The sequence below is a fragment of the Telluria sp. ZB4P34 genome (assembly GCF_059686055.1).
Genome location: NZ_JCASIF010000001.1, coordinates 308,637 through 325,689, shown reverse-complemented (window position 1 = coordinate 325,689; position 17,053 = coordinate 308,637). Strand labels below are relative to the sequence as shown.

The window sequence follows — 17,053 nt, the reverse complement described above, 5'->3', positions numbered from 1 at the left end:
CGTAAATATTTTTCCCAAAAAAGCGGTCAGACCACTTTATAATGTGGTCATATCAATTCTCGCCGTATTCCTTAGGGAAGCGCAGAATTGTCGGTCGGATTCGCGGCATTCTGGGTGTGGTGGCCCGACCAAAGTGAAATGTGGTCATATCAAAATTCTTACAAAACCTAGATGGAGACATGCATGAACCCGACCTTTGTTCCTAATCTGCGCCGGGCCACCCTTGCTTCGGCGGTGAGTGTGGCGATGTTCCAGCTGGCGGCCCAGGCGCAGGCGCAAACCGCCCCGGCGCCGGCAGCGGCGGCGGCGCCGCAGGCAGTGGTGGTGACCGGCTCGCTGATCCGCCGCGTCGATGACGAGGGCACCACCCCCCTCACCACCGTCAAGGCGACCGAGCTGGAAGCCCGCGGCCATACCGAACTGAAGGACTTCGTGCTGGAGCAGCCGCAGTCGCTCTCGCTCGGCACCAACACCGGCGCCGCCGGTCCCGTCACCAACCTGCGCGGCCTCGGCCCGATGCGCACCCTGTCCCTGCTCAACGGCCGCCGCCTGGCGAACGAGCCGCTGCAGGACCAGTACATCTCGGTCAACGTGATCCCGCGCATGGCGCTGGACCGCGTCGAAACCCTGAATGGCGGCGGCGCCTCGATCTACGGCGCGGACGCCATCGGCGGCGTGCAGAACTACTGGACCAAGCGCGGCTACACCGGCGCGGCGGTGAAGGCGGAATACGCGCGTCCGGAACTGAGCGGCGGCGGCGCCAGCAAGAGCATCGGCGCGATCGCCGGCTGGGGCACGCTGGGCGAAGACGGCTGGAACGCCTATATCGCCGTCGACCACCAGAAAAAGGATGCGCTGTTCCAGGGCGACCGCCCGGAGCAGCACGACCCGGCCGTGCTGCGCACCCTGGGCCTGGGCATCACGCCCGATGCGCGCAACCCGAACCCGCTGGCCAATTTCGGCTTCGCGCGCAATGCGAACTCGAACTACAACCCGAACTTCGCCACCGGCTGCGCCTCGCCATGGTCGCAGACCACGCTGGGCAACGCCAGCCTGAATTCGCCGCCGACCTATGCGCCGGGCTGCTCGCGCAATCCGCTGTTCTGGAACGCCGTGACCGACGGCAGCGAGATCACCACCGTCAGCGCCCGCGCCAGCTGGAACATCGCCGGCGGCCACAAGATCGACCTCGACCTGCTGCATTCCGAATTCACCGTGCAGAAGTTCCGCGGCATGCAGGTACCGGGCTCGAACCAGCCGTTCACGACGTATTCGATGGCGCCGACCAGCCGCTTCTATCCGGGCAAGGGCATCACGCCGCTGCCGCGCGTCGCCGGCAGCAACACCGGCGCCAACGCCCCGGCCATGTACATCGACCCGGCCAAGACGCCGGGAACGGTCGGTGACCTGAACATGAACAACAGGACCATCTACTTCCAGTGGGGCCCGGGAGAACTGGGACCGGCCTACCGCAACGACGAGCAGGGCAACGACCGCATCGTGCTGTCGGCCGAAGGCGATGTCATGGGCTGGGACTACCGTGCCGGCCTGAACTACGGCCGCTCCAAGCGCGACACCCGCGTGGGCGAAGGCTACATCCTGTACTCGAAAGCGCAGGAAGGCTTCGACAAGGGCATCCTGAACCCGTTCGGTCCGCAGGACGCGGCAGGCGCCGACTACCTGCGCAGCATCCAGGCCGAGGACTACACCTACCGCCTGAACAAGGCCTTCAACAAGAGCGTCGACCTGACCGTGACCCGTCCGGTTTGGGAACTCGGCGGCGGCGACATGATCGTGGCGCTGTCCGGCGAGCTGCGCGAAGACTCGGCGCGCACCTTCAACGCGCCGCTCGACTACGTGCTCAGGCGCGCCGACGGCAGCTACAGCATCGACGCCTCGGGCAATGTCACCCAGACCGACCTGGTCGGCGAAGTGCCGCAGGGCGTGGCCAAGAAACTCAAGCGCAAGATTTCCTCGCTGATGTTCGAGGTCGATGCGCCGATCACCAGGACCTGGCTGGTCAACGGCTCGGTACGCGCCGACCGCTACGACGACCTGAAGCAGACCACGGTGAACCCGGCCCTCGCGACGCGCTGGACGCCGATGCAGGAGCTGGTGCTGCGCGCGTCGGTGTCGAGCGGCTTCCGCGCGCCGTCGATCATGGACATCCAGAACCCGACGCCGGAAGTGCGGACCCTGGTGATGGACGACCCGGTCCTGTGCCCGGGCAGCCAGCCGCTGGTGGCCGGCACCGGCACGCCGCGCCCGGGCTATACGGCCGACCAGGTGTGCAACGTGCAGACCACCTACTGGACCAAGTCGCCGAACAACAGCCACCTGAAGCCGGAAAAATCGCGCGGCTTCAACTTCGGCATCGGCCTGGAACCGATCAAGGACATGTCGCTGACCATCGACTACTGGGGCCTGAAGCTGCGTGACGTGCTGGGTGCGGTCGCGATCGCGGAAATCCAGCAGAACCCGGTCAAGTACGAGAGCGTCATCAACCGCCGCGCCGACGGCACCATCGACTACATCATCGCCAGCCAGGCCAACCGCGGCCAGACCCGCATCCGCGGCGCCGACATCTCGGCCAGCTACCGCTTCCCGAAGACCAGCTTCGGCAGCTTCGATGCGAAACTCGATGCGACCTGGTACCACAAGTACGAGTTCCAGAGCGAGGCCAACGGCCCATGGATGAGCAACGTCGGCATCATCACCAACGACGGCCGCTTCGGCAGCGCCGGCCCGAACGCCGGCCTGGCCGGCGCCCCGCAGGTGAACCCGCGCTGGAAGTACACTGCCGCGGTCACCTACAGCCAGGGCGACTGGCGCGCCACGCTGTCGCAGCGCTTCAACACCGCGCTGACCGACCTGACGCCGCGTGCGGGATCGAACCTGACCGAAGTGGAGTCGTATAGCCAGTTCAACGTCAACGTGCGCTACACGGGCATCAAGAACACCACCGTGTCGCTGGGCGTGAACAACATCACCGAAGAATGGCCGCCGCTGACCGCCAACACCATCTACGGCGGCGGTTACCTGACCAGCCTGGCCGACATGATGGGCCGGGTGGTGCGCGTGTCGGTGGAGTACAAGTTCTAAGCCCGCAGGCAAGACCGGCGCAGGCTTGATCGCTGCGCAAGGCAGGCATCGGCGGTGCACACCGCCCATGCCTGCCTGCTTTCATGGGCTGCCTACAGCGGCAGCGCCGTCTCGTACTTCACCTCGCGCAGCGCCACGCTGGTATTCAGCTGCGACACCCCCGGCAGCTTGAGCAGCACGTTGTGCAGCAGGTCGTGGTAGGCGTCCATGTTCGCCACCATCACCTTGACGATGTAGTCCGAGGTCCCCGTCATCTCGTAGCACTCCATCACTTCGCGGCAGGCCTTCATCTGCGCCTCGAAGGCCTCCACCACGCCGGCCTCGTGCCGCGTGAGCGATACGTGCAGCATGCACACCAGCCCCAGGTCGAGCTTGCGGCGCTCGAGCAGGGCGGCGTAGCGCCGGATGTAGCCGTTCTCCTCCAGTTCCTTTTGCCGCCGCCAACAGGGCGAGGCCGACATGCCGACCCGTTCGGCCAGTTCGTTGACCGACAGGCGGCCATCCTGCTGCAATTCCCGCAAAACACGCAGGGACGCGGCGTCGAGGTTGAATTTTTCCATATTGAGCATGGGTTGGAAATAATTTACCCATTCTGCAGCAAAACCCGGCAAGTTAGAAAAGTTATTTCCTGGCTCGAGACTATCATGTTCCACATTAGACAAGCCCTGCAGGGCCGGACAGTGGAGACGAGAAATGGGAACGATGCACGGGGAAGTGGGTAGCAGGGATGCGCAGGGAGGGCTGGCCGATCCGTCCTACCGCCTGGACGACAACCTCAAGCGCGAGCAGGGGCGGGTTTTCCTGACCGGCACCCAGGCCCTGATCCGCCTGACAATCATGCAAAAGGCGCTCGACGAGCGCAATGGGCTGAATACGGCCGGGTTCATCTCGGGCTACCGCGGCTCGCCGCTGGGCGCCGTGGACCAGGAAGTCTGGCGCGCCTCGGCAATCCTGCAGCAGAAATCGATCGAATTCCTGCCCGCCATTAATGAAGAGCTGGGCGCGACCGCCGTGCTGGGCACCCAGCAGGTGGGCGGCGACCCGAGTCGCACCGTCGATGGCGTGTTCGCCATGTGGTACGGCAAGGGCCCGGGTGTCGACCGCGCGGCCGACGCGCTCAAGCACGGCAACGCCTATGGCTCCTCGCCCCTGGGCGGGGTGCTGGTGGTGGCCGGCGACGACCACGGCTGCGTGTCCTCGTCGATGCCGCACCAGAGCGACCACGCCCTCATGGCCTGGAGCATGCCGGTCCTGAACCCGGCCAACATCGAGGAATACCTGGAATTCGGCCTGTACGGCTGGGCGCTGTCGCGCTTCTCGGGCGCCTGGGTCGGCTTCAAGGCGATCTCGGAGACGGTCGAGGGCGGCGCGGTGGTGGAACTGCCCGAGCCCCCCGTATTCAAGACGCCGGAAGGCTACGCGCCGCCGCCCGACGGCCTGCATTACCGCTGGCCTGACCTGCCCAGCCTGGCGATCGAGCAGCGCCTGGCGGAAAAGCTGGACGCCGTGCACGCGTTTGCAGGCGTCAATTCGATCGACAAGCTGGTGGTGCCGGCGCCGGACGCCCGGCTCGGCATCATCGCCGCCGGCAAGGCCTACCTCGACCTGCTGGAAGCACTGCAGCGCCTCGGCATCGACGCCGTCCGCCTGGAACAACTTGGTGTGCGCCTGTACAAGCCGGGCCTCACCTTCCCGCTGGAGCGCACCCGACTGCATGCCTTCGTGCAGGGGCTGGTTGAGGTGCTGGTGGTGGAAGAGAAGGGCGACGTCATCGAAGGGCAGCTCAAGAGCCTGCTCTACAACCTGGCGCCGGAAGGGCGCCCGCTGGTGCTCGGCAAGCACGACGCCGCCGGCAATCCGCTGCTGTCCAGCCTGGGCGAACTGCGTCCCTCGCGCATCGCCCCGGCCCTGGTGCGCTGGCTGGCGCCGCAGTTTCCCGACCTGCGCCTGGAAGAATTCCTGCCGCGCTTCTGCCGCGCGGAAGTCCTGTCCAACGGCGCCGACGCCGTCAAGCGCACACCCTACTTCTGCTCGGGCTGCCCGCACAATACCTCGACCCGGGTGCCGGAAGGCAGCCGCGCGCTGGCCGGCATCGGCTGCCACTTCATGGCGACCTGGATGCAGCGCGACACCGTCACGCTCACGCAAATGGGCGGCGAGGGCGTGCCCTGGGTGGCGGCCTCGCGCTTCACCCGCGAGAAGCACGTATTCCAGAACCTGGGCGACGGCACCTATTACCACTCGGGCTACCTGGCGATCCGCCAGGCGATCGCGGCGCGCACCAACATCACCTATAAAATCCTGTACAACGACGCGGTCGCGATGACCGGCGGCCAGCCGGTGGACGGCAAGCTCACCGTGCCGCAGATCGTGCAGCAGGTGCTGAGCGAAGGCGCGGCGCTGGCGGTGGTGGTCACCGACCAGCCCGACAACTACGAGGGCATCACGCTGCCGGCGGGCGTCACCGTGCACCATCGCAGCGAGCTCGACGCCATCCAGCGCCGCCTGCGCGACATGCCCGGCGTGACCGTGCTGGTGTACGACCAGACCTGCGCCGCCGAGAAGCGCCGCCGCCGCAAGAAGAACAAGCCGGACAAGGTCGTGTTCCCGGACCCGCCGCGCCGCATGGTGATCAACCCGGCCGTGTGCGAAGGCTGCGGCGACTGCGGCGTGCAGTCGAACTGCCTGTCGATCCTGCCGCTGGAGACGCCGCTGGGCCGCAAGCGCCAGATCGAGCAGTCTTCCTGCAACAAGGATTACTCCTGCGCCGAAGGCTTCTGCCCGAGTTTCGTGTCCGTCATCGGCGGCCAGCTCAAAAAGCCGGCTGCCGCTGCGCTCGGCCTGCACGAGCTCGAAGGCATGCTGGCGGCGTACCCGCTGCCCGCGCCCTACGGCTTCGACAAGCCCTTCGAGATGCTGGTGGCGGGCGTGGGCGGCACCGGGGTCGTGACGGTGGGCGCCCTGATCACGATGGCGGCCCACCTGGAAGGCAAGGGCGCCTCGACGCTGGACTTCATGGGCTTCGCGCAAAAGGGCGGGGCGGTGATGTCGCACGTGCGGGTGGCGCCGTCCCCGCAAGACCTGCACCAGGTACGCATCGACCTGCAGCAGGCCGACGCGCTGCTGGCCTGCGACCTGGTGGTGGCGGCCATGCCGGATGCGCTGGCCGTCATGCGGCGCGGCCATACCCGCGTGATCGCCAACGAGAACGAGACCCCGACCGCCGAATTCACGCGCAATCCGGACGCGGACATCCGCAAGGACGACCTGCTGGCCAAGATCATCGACGCCGGCGGTCCGGCCCTGCGCCTGAATGCACAGCAGGTAGCAAGCAGCGTGCTGGGCGACCCGATCGGCGCGAACATCCTGATGATGGGCGCGGCCTGGCAACTGGGCCTGGTCCCGGTCGGCCTGCCGGCACTGATGCGTGCGATCGAGCTGAACAACGTGGCGGTCGAGATGAACAAGAAGGCCTTCATGCTGGGCCGCCTGGTGGCTGCGGACGACCAGGCCGTCGCGCGCCTTGTCATCGGCAACAATCAGCCGGCCAAGGTCGTGCAGTTCACCCCGCCGGCCTCGCTCGAAGACATCGTTGCCTTCCGCGCCGACTGGCTCACGAAGTACCAGGACGCCGCCTATGCCGAACGCTATCGCGCCGCGGTGGCGAAGCTGGAAGCGCGCGAAGTCGCGATCGAGGGGCCGGGTTCGAAACGGCTTGTCACCAAGGCCGTGGCGCGTTCCCTGTTCAAGGTCATGGCGTACAAGGACGAATATGAGGTCGCGCGCCTGCACCTGGAGACCGGCTTCCTGGAAGGTATCCGGAAGCAGTTCGAGGGCGACTTCCGCCTGGAGTACCACATGGCGCCGCCGCTGCTGGCAAAGAAAAAGCCCGGCACCGACATCCCGGCCAAGATGCGCTTCGGCCCGTGGATGCGCTCTGCTTTCCGGGTGCTGGCGCCGCTGAAGCTATTGCGCGGTACGCCGATCGACCCCTTCGGCTACACCCACGAACGGCGCGCCGAGCGCCGTCTGCGCGAAGACACCATGGCCCTGGCCGGGATGCTGGCCGCGGAACTGACGCAGGAGAATCGTGCTGCGGCGCTGAAGCTGGCCCAGGTGCCGGAATCGATCCGCGGCTACGGCCACGTCAAGGCGGCCAACATGGAGCGCGCCAAGGCCGAGACGGCGCGCCTGCTGCAGGAGTTCAGGCAGCCCCTCAAGGTGGTGCCGCTGGTGCGCATGCAGGGCTGAGGCGCGCCCTGAGCTGGCCTTTCATCCGACACGCGGTGGAATCAGGGCTGGAACGCGCTTCTTGTACGAGCCGGTAGCCGAAGGTAACGTGTGACAGTGCCGACGGCAAGCGCGTAACCTATTTGTGCAAATGGTCCGGACCTGCACATGCCAGCAGTGTTAAACCGCATTGACGCAGCGCCGGTTGGTTCCCGAACTGTTCACCAGATGGAGGAAACAATGGCTAACGAAAATTTCCAGGAATGCATTGATGCCTGCGACGCCTGCGCGGCGGCCTGCGACCGCTGTGCGAGCGCGTGCCTCGGCGAAGAAGACGTCAAGATGATGGGGCGCTGCATTGCTCTCGACATGGATTGCGCCCAAATCTGCCGGCTTGCCTCGAGTTTCATGGCGCGCGGCAGCGAGTCGGCAACGGCCCTGTGCCGCCTCTGCGCGGAGATATGCACGGCCTGCGGCGAGGAGTGCGGCTCGCACCAGCATGACCACTGCCAGCAGTGCGCGCAAGCCTGCCGCCGCTGTGCGGAGCTCTGCCGCAGGATGGCAGGCGCGGCCTGACCCGCAAGCCGCCTGCCCCGATGCCGATGCTCAGGGCGCAGCCAGGAAGGCTTTCACCTCACTCTGGAAGCGCTGCGGCTGGTCCCACATGATGAAGTGGGCGCTGTCGGGGATGCGCTTGAGCGTCACCGACTTGACCGGGGCGTAGGCGGCCTTGTAGACATAGTCGAACTGCTCGGCCGGCAGCGGCACGGCCTTCGGCTGCACGTACAGCACCGTCACCGGCTTGGTGATTTTATTCAGTTCCGGAATCAGGTTGGTCACGATCAGCTCGCGGTAGGCGCGGCTGCTCACATCGAGGTCGCTTGCGGCCGAGTCAGCGATGGCTCCGGGGCGCATGTTCTCGGTGTTGACCATGCCGGCGATGGTGTCGCTGGTGTTCCTGGCGCGCTGTTCCGGGGTGGCGCTGCGGATTCCCGCCATCGCCGCGTTGGCGACGGCCTCCACCTGTTCCGGCGCCGCGCCGGGTCCAGCGAAGAAGGTGCCCAGGTAGGGATACATATCCACCACCATCAGGCGCGACAGCGATTCCGGATGGCGCGCCGCCAGCATCATGCCCATGGTGCCGCCCATCGAGTGCCCGATCACGGCCGGCTGTTTCAGGCCTGCTTCCTTGATGTAGCGGGCGATCTCCTCGGCCACCGGCGCCGCCACGTTTCCTTCCTTGTTGCCGCCCACCGGCTGCCCGGCAAAGCCCGACACCTGCACCAGGTGATAGCGGTAGCCCGGCAGCGCGGCCACGGTCGAGGCCCAGGCGCGCGGGGAGGAATTCAGTCCCGGGATCAGGATCACGTCCGGACCTGCGCCCTCGGTGCGCACGCTGATGCGGGTCGATTCGAAGGGCGCGGCCAGGGCGCTGCCGAGCGGCAGCAAGGCTGCCAGGGCTGCCGCGGCCAGCATGCCGCGGCGAGAAATCAAGGTGTGACGCATTCGGATCCCCATGTTGTCGTGGCGGCGCAATGGATGGCGGGCCGCCTGGTTGAATTGCACATCGGGAATCATCATAGCAGCGCCCGCGGCATCGCAGGGCGCCCGGCGGCGACTTTATCTGGGCCGCATGGGAAGAAAGGGCGGCCGGTGCCCCGGCCGCCCGCTACGGTATCAGCCGTACTTGACCGAGCAGCCGTAGGGCTTGGTGACGGCCTGGGTCAGCGGCTTGCCGGCCAGCGACTCGTCGATCGCCTGGATCATGTAGTTGGTGGAACTCTTGATGTCGGCCGGGTTGGCGGTCGGCTTGCTGTCGATCGCGCCCGCGTATACCAGCTTGCCGCTCGGGTCGATCAGGTACATGTGCGGCGTGGTGCGGGCGCCGTAGGCCTTGCCGATCGCGCCGCCCGTATCCATGATGGTCGCGGCAGGCATGGCCTTCTTAGCCTTGACCCATTCGTTGATGGCGGCCGACTTGCCGGCGCGGTCGCCGTCGGCGCTGGTGCTCACCGACAGCCACACCACGCCCTTGTCGGCGGCATGCTTCTGCACGCTCGGCATGTTGCCGCTGTCATAGTGCTTTTTCACGAAGGGGCAGTCGGGGTTGACCCATTCGAGCACCACGTACTTGCCCTTGTACTGGTTGAGCGAGACCGGCTTGCCGGCGGCGTCGACGCCGCTGAAGGCTGGTGCCGGCTGGCCGACGACTGCCTCGGCCCGGGCGGCGCCGCCCAGTAACAGGCCGGCGGCGAACAGCGAGAGTGCGATGGTGCGCTTCATGAATTCCTCCTGGTGGTTGGTCTGCTTGGTCTGACTGCTCTACTAACTCTACTGACTCTACTAACTCTACTAACTCTGCTGCGTCATCCGGTCAGGGCGCGGCCAGCGCCTGCCGGACTTCGTCCACGCTCAGGACTTCCGACAGCAGCGCCGGCTGGGCCGCGCCGCTGCGGTACAGGGCGTACACCGGCACGCCGCTGCGTCCGAGCTCCTTCAATGCCTGCGTGATCGTTTCGTCGCGCCGGGTCCAGTCGGCGCGCAGCAGCACGACCTTGTTGGCCTTGAAATCCTGCATCACGGCCGGATCGGCCAGGGTGGTGCGCTTGTTGTACTGGCAGGTGACGCACCAGGCGGCCGTGAAGTCCACGAACACGGGCCGGCCCTGCTGGCGCGCCTGCGCCACCGCCTGCGGCGACCAGGCCTGCCACGCGCCTTCCTTGTCCGTAACCGCTGCCCCGGCGTCCCCTTGCTGGAGCGCGGGCCAGGCCCAGGCGCCCGTTGCACCGGCGACGAGGAGTGCGGCGCCGATGCCGACCCAGCGGCCGGCGCGGCTGCTGGCCGGAATGCGCAGCGTCCACAGCGCGAATGCGGCCGCCACGCCGAGGCCGAGCAGGGCCGCCACCGCGTCGGTCCCGGCCTGCTGGCCGAGCACCCACAGCAGCCAGACCACGGTGGCGAACATCGGGAAGGCCATGAAGGTCTTGAAGCGCACCATCCACGCCCCCGGGCGCGGCAGCAGGCGCGCCACGCCGGGGAACAGGCTGGCCGCCAGGTAAGGCGCGGCCATGCCCGCGCCGAGTGCGGCGAACACCGACAGCGCCTGCGGCGCGGGCTGGGACAGCGCGGCGCCCAGGGCGGCGCCCATGAAGGGGGCGGTGCAGGGCGAGGCGACCGCCACGGCCAGCACGCCGGTGAGGAAGTCGTCCAGCACCGGATTGCGGGCGCGCACACCCATGACGCTGCCCGGCAGCATGTGCCCGAATTCGAACAGGCCGGCCAGGTTCAGGCCGATCAGCGTGAACAGGATGGCGAGCGCCGCCACGAACAGCGGCGACTGCAGCTGGAATCCCCAGCCCAGTCCTTCGCCACTGGCGCGCAGCAGCAGGAGCAGGGCGGCCAGCAGCAGGAAGGACGCGATCACGCCGGCGGTGTAGGCGAGGCCGCCCGCCACGATGCGCCTGCGTTCACCGCCGTGCTGGGCGAATCCGAGCACCTTCAGCGACAGGACCGGGAACACGCAAGGCATCAGGTTCAGGATGGCGCCGCCGAGGAAGGCGAAGGCCAGCACCCCCAGCCAGGGACGGTCGGCATCGGGAGGCGCGGCCACCGGCGCCGCGGTCGGCACTGCAGCACCGGCCAGCGCTGCGGCGGCGCCGGGCTGGGGCCAGGTTCCCGCGATGGCGAAGCCGATACGGATTCCCGGCGCCTTGTGTCCGGCCGTGAGCACCGCATCCATTGCTGCCGGGCTGTCGCTGCGCTGGGCCGACAGCGGCGCGCGCAGCACCAGGCGTTCGCCCTCCCAGCTTTGGGCCAGCGGAGCAGGGTGGTCGAGCACGCCGCCGTTCTCGGGGAAGAACTGCAGCGGCTGGCCGCGGTAGGCGGCAGGCAGGCCGGTGGCCTCGACCACCAGGGCATTGCCCTCGAGTCGGGCGGAGGCCTTCACGCCGGGTGGCGTCGTCGGGGCGCTGGCGAAGGCGCGCTCGAACAGCGCGGCGTGCGCGGACGCCGGCGCAGGGGCGAGCTCGGTATCGAGTTCGGCGAATTCGGGAATGCAGGCTTCTTCGCAGATCAGCCAGTCGGCGCGCAGCTTCACGGCTACCGGCCCGCCGCGGTAGTCCGCGGGGACGGTGAGGCGTACCGGCAGCAGCAGGTCGCCGTCGTAGCCGTAGTTCATCAAGGGGCCGAGCGGCAACTGCTTGGGCGTGGGCCAGGCGATGTCGGCGGCGGAAAATCCTGTCGGCAGGGTCCAGGCCAGGGTGGTCGGCAGGCCGGAATCGCCCGGATTGAGCCAATAGGTATGCCAGCGCGGCGCGTGCTGGATGCGCAGGCCCAGCCACACGCCGGCGCCCGGCTTGACGCCGTCCGGCGCATGCACCAGCAGTTCGGCGCGGGCGTGCCCGGTGACGGCGGATGCCGCACCCAGCGCCCAGGCGGCGTGGATGGCCAGCGCGAGCGCGAGCAGGAGTTGCAGGATACGCAGAAGACCCGCGCGCCCGCGTGCGGGCAAGCCCATGTCAGCGCGCATGGGCAGTGGCGCGCAAAGCGGCGCAGGCAAAGGCTGGGTGTGGTCTGGCGTCCATCTTGTCATCCCCGGTTGGAAGAACACGGCCTGGCTCCCGTAGGCGGCGGCGCTGCGCGGCGCATTGTGGTCTGGATGCGGCTCGCAGCAGCCCTGGCTGTCGGGACAGCCAATATTAGCAGGATCCCAAGCCAAAGAATCAGCCCGGGAGGGACGACATTGTTGCGACTTTGTTTCGGCATGCATACACGGCAGCCGTCCCGGATTTCCCGCCGGTCGTCACCGCTTCCTGTCCGCCCGTCACAAATCCGCCGGGATGGCGCCGCCATGGCCCCAGGATGGCGTCACCGGTGCACGTCGCACCCTTGAAAACGGAGAACACCACCATGCATTACCAGATCCTGCGCGCCCTGCACATCGGCGCTCTCGCCCTCGGCATGCTCGCCATCGATGTCGCCCATGCCGGTCCCCAGGAGGAACTGAACAAGTCGCTGGCCCGCCGCGTCTACGAAGAGGGCCTGAACCAGGGCATCTTCACCGTGCCCTACGCCAGTGACTTCATCGGCCATGCCGGCAATGGCACCTTCAACCGCGAACGCAGCCTGACCGAGGCCAGGGGCTTTCGCCAGGCGTTCCCGGATCTCAAGATGAACATCGACCTGATCATCGCCGAGAAGGACCTGGTCGCGATTCGCTGGACCGCGACCGGCACCAATACCGGTACCGGCAACGGCATCCCGGCCACCGGCAAGTTCGTCAAGACCACCGGCCAGGCCACGTTCCGCTTCGTGGACGGCAAGCTTGCCGAGGAATGGGCATCCGGCGACACGATCGGCCTCATGCGGCAGTTGGGCCTGATCAATGCGGCGCAGGCTCCGGTCCTGAAGCCGGCCGCCAAGTAAGGCAAGACCAGGCAGGATACGACGCGTGCCCCGCCTTGTCCCAGCAAAAACGGGACGGGCGGGCATGCCCCGGTGTAACATGAGCTCGCCCTTTGCCATCCTTCACGGTGCCGCAGTGACCATCAACCAGCTTGCAATCGTCCGCCGTCCCGTCCTCTGGACTTTGGCCGGCTGGACCGTGTGCGCCGCCGTGTTCGCGACCCAGTCCCACCTTTCCTCCGTGGTGCGCGGCCAGACCATCCCCTGGGGCACCGCCTTCGCCGCCTGGTCGGTCTGGGCAGGCGCGTGGGCGCTGCTGACCCTCCCCATCCTGCGGCTGGCCGCACGCGTGCCCTTCGAGCGGCATGCGTTCTGGCGCGCATTGGGGGTGCACGTGGCCGGCAGTGTGGTGGCGACGCTGTTCCACACGGCGGTGTATGCCTTCGCCGTGCCGCTGTCCGGCGCACCCGGCTTCGATGCCGGCTGGAGCGCGACCTATGCACGCCTGCTGGCAACGGCCTTCCTGCCCACCCTGTCCGTGTACTGGGTGCTGAGCTGCGCGGTGCAGTTCCTGCGCCTGCAGGGCGCGGTCCATGAACGGGAGCGGCGCCACCTGGCGCTGGAAGCGCAACTGGTCGAAGCGCGCCTGCTGGCCCTGAAGTCGCAGTTGCAGCCGCACTTCCTGTTCAATACGCTCAATTCGATCGACGTGCTGATCGGCGACGACCCGGCGGCGGCGCGGCGCATGCTGCAGCTGCTGTGCAGCCTGCTGCGCAAGGTGCTGGACGAGGACGGCAGCCGCGAGGTGGCGCTGCGCGATGAGCTCGACCTGATCGGCGCCTACCTGGAGATCGAGAAGATCCGCTTCGCCGAGCGCCTGAGCTACCATGTCGACGCCGGCCCGGACGTGCTGGGGCTGCGCGTGCCCAGCCTGATCCTGCAGCCCCTGGTGGAGAACGCCATCCGCCACGGCATCGCCTCGCGCGCCAGGCCGGGCCTGATCGTCATCAGCGCGCGCGTCGAGGACGGCATGCTGGTGCTGGCGGTAACGGACAACGGCGCCGGCCTGGGCCGGCACATGAAGTGGGGCATCGGCCTGTCGAACACCCGTGCGCGCCTGCAGCAGATGTACGGCGCCGGGCATGCCTTCGAGATCGGGCCGAATCCGGGCGGCGGCGCCGCGGTCTCGCTCGCGATTCCACTGGCGACTGAGCTGGCGACTGAGCTGGCGACCAGGCCGCAGGAGGGCGCATGCGCATCCGTACCCTGATCGTCGACGACGAAGCGCTGGCGCGGCGCGGGATCCGGCAGCACCTGGCCCTGGAGCCCGACATCGAGGTGATCGGCGAATGCAGCGACGGCCTGGCCGCCATCGACGCCATCGCCGCGCTGCAGCCGGATCTGGTCTTCCTCGACATCTCGATGCCCGAGGCCGACGGTTTCGACGTCGTGGCGGCTGTCGGCCCCGATAGCATGCCGGTCACGATTTTCGTGACAGCCTACGACCAGTATGCGGTGCGCGCCTTCGAAGTCCATGCGCTCGACTACCTGCTCAAGCCGGTCGAGCCGGCCCGCATCCGCGCCGCGCTGGCGCGGGCCAGGGCGCAGTTGTGCGCCAGGCCGAACGACCTGGCGGCGCGGGTGGCGGCGCTGCTGGGCGAACTCGGCGGGGAACCCGGCGGCGTTCGGGCGCGTCGCTACGTGCGCCGCCTGCCGATCAAGAAGGCCGGCCGCGTGCTGCTGGTCGACATCGACGACGTGCTGCGCTTCGAAGCCACCGGCAACTACATCGAGGTGCACACGCGCGAGCGCATGCACCTGCTGCGCGAGACCTTGAGCGCCCTCGAAGCGCGGCTGGACCCCGACGGCTTCGTGCGCGTGTCGCGTTCCTGCATCGTCAACGCGCGCCACATCCGCGAGTTGCAGCCGCAGTTCAGCGGCGATGTCGTCGTGGTGCTGGCCGACGACAGCGAAGTGCAGGGCAGCCGCCGCTATCGCGAGGGTATCGAGGCGCTGTTCGGCTGACCAATCCCGGTAGCCCGTATGGTAGACTCGGCAATATCACGATAACGATGATTCTCCCGGCAGTTGCACACGACAGCATGCACACCCCCCAGTCATCCCGACAACGGCTGTCCCCGGACCAGGCGGAAGTCTTCCGGCGCGCAGCGCTGACGCTGACGTCCTCGCTGGACCTCGACGCTGCGCTGAACAATACGATCGCCGCCTGCCTCCCGGCGCTTGGCGACTTCGGATTCTTCGATGTGATGCTGGAGGACGAAGTGCGACGCACCGCCCGGGCGCACCAGGACCCCTTGCTGGAGCAGCAGCTCAACGCCTCGCGCTGGCATCGGAACGAACGTCCCGACATCAACCTCTGCGCGCTTTCCAGCGGGATGCCGGCGCTCCACGAAAACACGGATGACGATTGGTTCGCCGGGGCGTTTCCAGGGGTGGCGCGAACGCTGCCGTTCCGCTCGATGCTGTCGGTGCCGGTTTTCCATGGCGCCGATCTGATCGGTTCATTGACCCTGTTCATGGCTGCTTCGGAACGCAACCACTGCAGCGCCGATATCGATTTTGCGACCGAGATCGCATCGCTTGCCGCACCGGTGGTCGTCAAGGCCCGCCTGATGGCGCAACAGCGCGCCGTGGAAGCTGCGTTACGCACGAGCGAGCAGCGTTTCCAGCTCGCGCTCAAGGTGGGCGGGATGGGCGCCTGGCAGTGGGACATGCTGGCCAAGGCAGTGCACTGGTGGCCGGGCATGGCCGAGCTTCACGGTCTTCCCCCGGCCACGCAGCTGCGCGATGTAAATGACTACCTGTCCCTGGTGCATCCCGAAGACCGTGCGCTGGCGGGGCGTTCGCTGGGCGGAACGATTGACGAAAAAACCGGGAAAGGGCTCGAGTACCGCATCGTCTGGCCGGACGGAAGCATACGCTGGCTCGAGGGGCGGGGTGACGTGGTCTTCGGCGGGGACGGCAAGCCGGTGTGCATGACCGGCGTCTGTGTCGACATCACGCAGCGGAAGCTGACGGAACAGAAGCTGCGTTTCATCGCCAGTGCTAGCGCCGAGTTGGCCGAGCTGATCGAACATGAAGCGACACTGGCCCGCATCGCGCGCCTGGCCGTCCCGGATTTTGCGGACTGGTGTGCAGTCGACCTGCTCGGCGAGTACGGTCAGCTCAAGCGCGTTGCCGTCGCCCACGTCGACCCGGTGAAGGTACAACTCGCGCACGAACTGCATGAGCGCTATCCTCCCGACCCTTCGGCGTCCAGCGGTACCTGGCAGGTCCTCCGCAGCGGCAAGCCGTCGCTGATGGCCGACATCACCGACGAGGCCCTGGCTGCGTCCATCCAGGATCCGGTCTATCTCCAGATCCTGCGAGACCTCGGGCTACGCTCCTATATCGGTGTTCCCCTGATCGCACGCGGCAAGACCCTGGGCGTGCTCACCTTCATTTCTGCCGAAAGCGGACATCTCTACGGCGAATCGGACGTGGAACTGGCAGAAGAGATCGGGCGTCGCGCCGGTGTGGCGATCGATAACTCGATGCTGTACCGGAGCCTCCAGGAGAACGACCGCCGCAAGGACGAGTTCCTCGCCATGCTCGGACACGAACTGCGCAACCCGCTGGCGCCGATTTCCACCGCCGCCGAAATGCTCGGGATCGTCGGTCACGGTGACCCAAGGGTCGCCAAGGCCAGCGACGTGATCGGCCGGCAGGTGAAACACCTGAACGCCCTGGTGAACGATTTGCTGGATGTGTCCCGGGTGACCAGGGGGCTGGTCACCCTGAACAGGGCGCCGGTCGAGATGCGCACCATTGTCGACAGCGCTGTCGAACAATCGAAACCCTTGCTGGAGTCCAGGCGGCACGAGCTGCTCGTGCGTATCGAAGCACCGCATCAATCGATTCACGGCGACCGCAACCGCCTTGTGCAGATCGTGGTCAACCTCCTGAACAACGCCGCAAAATACACGCCAACGGGGGGCAGCATCAGCCTGTGCCTGCGCGTCGCGGAGGCCCGCGCGATCATCCAGATCCAGGACAACGGCATCGGCATCGAAGCCTCCTTGCTTCCGCATATCTTTGACCTGTTCACCCAGGCCGAAAGGACGCCAGACCGGTCGCAGGGCGGCCTCGGCATCGGCCTCGCACTCGTCAGGACCATCGTGGAACTGCATGGAGGCGAGATCACGGCGCACAGCGGTGGTCCCGGAACCGGCAGCACGTTCATCGTGTCGATCCCGCTGGCCGACGTGCACGCGGCCAACGCAGCGGGCCCGGAGCTTCGTCTGCCGAATTGAAGCAC

Annotated in this window: 11 protein-coding genes; 7 read left to right on the top strand and 4 right to left on the bottom strand. The window is 67.3% G+C overall.

Features of this window, described 5'->3' with window-relative positions:
• Positions 1 to 183: 183 nt before the first annotated feature.
• Entirely contained in the window at positions 184 to 3,102 is a 2,919-nt protein-coding gene (locus AC56KL_RS01395; RefSeq protein WP_497178367.1) for a TonB-dependent receptor domain-containing protein, read from the top strand.
• A 92-nt stretch (positions 3,103 to 3,194) separates the two neighbouring features.
• On the opposite strand, the gene AC56KL_RS01390 is transcribed toward AC56KL_RS01395, so the two are convergent.
• Complete coding sequence (locus tag AC56KL_RS01390; protein WP_497178942.1) at positions 3,195 to 3,662, bottom strand: Lrp/AsnC family transcriptional regulator; 468 nt, start codon at positions 3,660 to 3,662, stop codon at positions 3,195 to 3,197.
• Between the two features lie 133 nt (positions 3,663 to 3,795).
• Between AC56KL_RS01390 and AC56KL_RS01385 the strand changes: the two genes are divergently transcribed.
• On the top strand, positions 3,796 to 7,353 hold the full coding sequence (locus AC56KL_RS01385; protein ID WP_497178366.1) for an indolepyruvate ferredoxin oxidoreductase family protein: 3,558 nt from the start codon (positions 3,796 to 3,798) through the stop codon (positions 7,351 to 7,353).
• Between the two features lie 219 nt (positions 7,354 to 7,572).
• Positions 7,573 to 7,908 (top strand): four-helix bundle copper-binding protein, encoded by a 336-nt coding sequence (locus AC56KL_RS01380; protein ID WP_497178365.1) that lies wholly within the window; start codon positions 7,573 to 7,575, stop codon positions 7,906 to 7,908.
• 30 nt (positions 7,909 to 7,938) lie between these two features.
• Here the strand turns inward: AC56KL_RS01380 and AC56KL_RS01375 are convergent, their stop codons facing one another.
• The 3 genes from AC56KL_RS01375 to AC56KL_RS01365 form a co-directional block, all read right to left on the bottom strand.
• Entirely contained in the window at positions 7,939 to 8,838 is a 900-nt protein-coding gene (locus AC56KL_RS01375; RefSeq protein WP_497178364.1) for an alpha/beta fold hydrolase, read from the bottom strand.
• A gap of 171 nt (positions 8,839 to 9,009) precedes the next feature.
• Positions 9,010 to 9,615, bottom strand: coding sequence for a redoxin domain-containing protein (locus AC56KL_RS01370; RefSeq protein ID WP_497178363.1), 606 nt, complete (start codon positions 9,613 to 9,615; stop codon positions 9,010 to 9,012).
• Between the two features lie 91 nt (positions 9,616 to 9,706).
• On the bottom strand, positions 9,707 to 11,860 hold the full coding sequence (locus AC56KL_RS01365) for a protein-disulfide reductase DsbD family protein (RefSeq protein ID WP_497178362.1): 2,154 nt from the start codon (positions 11,858 to 11,860) through the stop codon (positions 9,707 to 9,709).
• A gap of 380 nt (positions 11,861 to 12,240) precedes the next feature.
• Between AC56KL_RS01365 and AC56KL_RS01360 the strand changes: the two genes are divergently transcribed.
• The 4 genes from AC56KL_RS01360 (at position 12,241) to AC56KL_RS01345 (ending at position 17,048) form a co-directional block, all read left to right on the top strand.
• On the top strand, positions 12,241 to 12,756 hold the full coding sequence (locus tag AC56KL_RS01360; protein WP_497178361.1) for an ester cyclase: 516 nt from the start codon (positions 12,241 to 12,243) through the stop codon (positions 12,754 to 12,756).
• 115 nt (positions 12,757 to 12,871) lie between these two features.
• Positions 12,872 to 14,005, top strand: coding sequence for a sensor histidine kinase (locus AC56KL_RS01355; protein ID WP_497178360.1), 1,134 nt, complete (start codon positions 12,872 to 12,874; stop codon positions 14,003 to 14,005).
• A complete protein-coding gene (locus tag AC56KL_RS01350; RefSeq protein WP_497178359.1) occupies positions 13,987 to 14,760 on the top strand; it encodes a LytR/AlgR family response regulator transcription factor in 774 nt (257 codons plus the stop codon). Before AC56KL_RS01355 ends, AC56KL_RS01350 begins: the two co-directional genes overlap by 19 nt.
• A gap of 77 nt (positions 14,761 to 14,837) precedes the next feature.
• Positions 14,838 to 17,048 (top strand): sensor histidine kinase, encoded by a 2,211-nt coding sequence (locus AC56KL_RS01345; protein WP_497178358.1) that lies wholly within the window; start codon positions 14,838 to 14,840, stop codon positions 17,046 to 17,048.
• The last annotated feature ends 5 nt before the right edge of the window (positions 17,049 to 17,053 follow it).

What these genes read in the sequence shown, in the direction of transcription:
- AC56KL_RS01345 (WP_497178358.1), top strand. Translation starts at nt 14,838, where the DNA reads ATGCACACCCCCCAGTCATCCCGACAACGGCTGTCCCCGGACCAGGCG.
- AC56KL_RS01365 (WP_497178362.1), bottom strand. Translation starts at nt 11,860, where the DNA reads ATGCGCGCTGACATGGGCTTGCCCGCACGCGGGCGCGCGGGTCTTCTG.
- AC56KL_RS01370 (WP_497178363.1), bottom strand. Translation starts at nt 9,615, where the DNA reads ATGAAGCGCACCATCGCACTCTCGCTGTTCGCCGCCGGCCTGTTACTG.
- AC56KL_RS01385 (WP_497178366.1), top strand. Translation starts at nt 3,796, where the DNA reads ATGGGAACGATGCACGGGGAAGTGGGTAGCAGGGATGCGCAGGGAGGG.
- AC56KL_RS01395 (WP_497178367.1), top strand. Translation starts at nt 184, where the DNA reads ATGAACCCGACCTTTGTTCCTAATCTGCGCCGGGCCACCCTTGCTTCG.
- AC56KL_RS01380 (WP_497178365.1), top strand. Translation starts at nt 7,573, where the DNA reads ATGGCTAACGAAAATTTCCAGGAATGCATTGATGCCTGCGACGCCTGC.
- AC56KL_RS01390 (WP_497178942.1), bottom strand. Translation starts at nt 3,662, where the DNA reads ATGGAAAAATTCAACCTCGACGCCGCGTCCCTGCGTGTTTTGCGGGAA.
- AC56KL_RS01360 (WP_497178361.1), top strand. Translation starts at nt 12,241, where the DNA reads ATGCATTACCAGATCCTGCGCGCCCTGCACATCGGCGCTCTCGCCCTC.
- AC56KL_RS01350 (WP_497178359.1), top strand. Translation starts at nt 13,987, where the DNA reads ATGCGCATCCGTACCCTGATCGTCGACGACGAAGCGCTGGCGCGGCGC.
- AC56KL_RS01375 (WP_497178364.1), bottom strand. Translation starts at nt 8,838, where the DNA reads ATGCGTCACACCTTGATTTCTCGCCGCGGCATGCTGGCCGCGGCAGCC.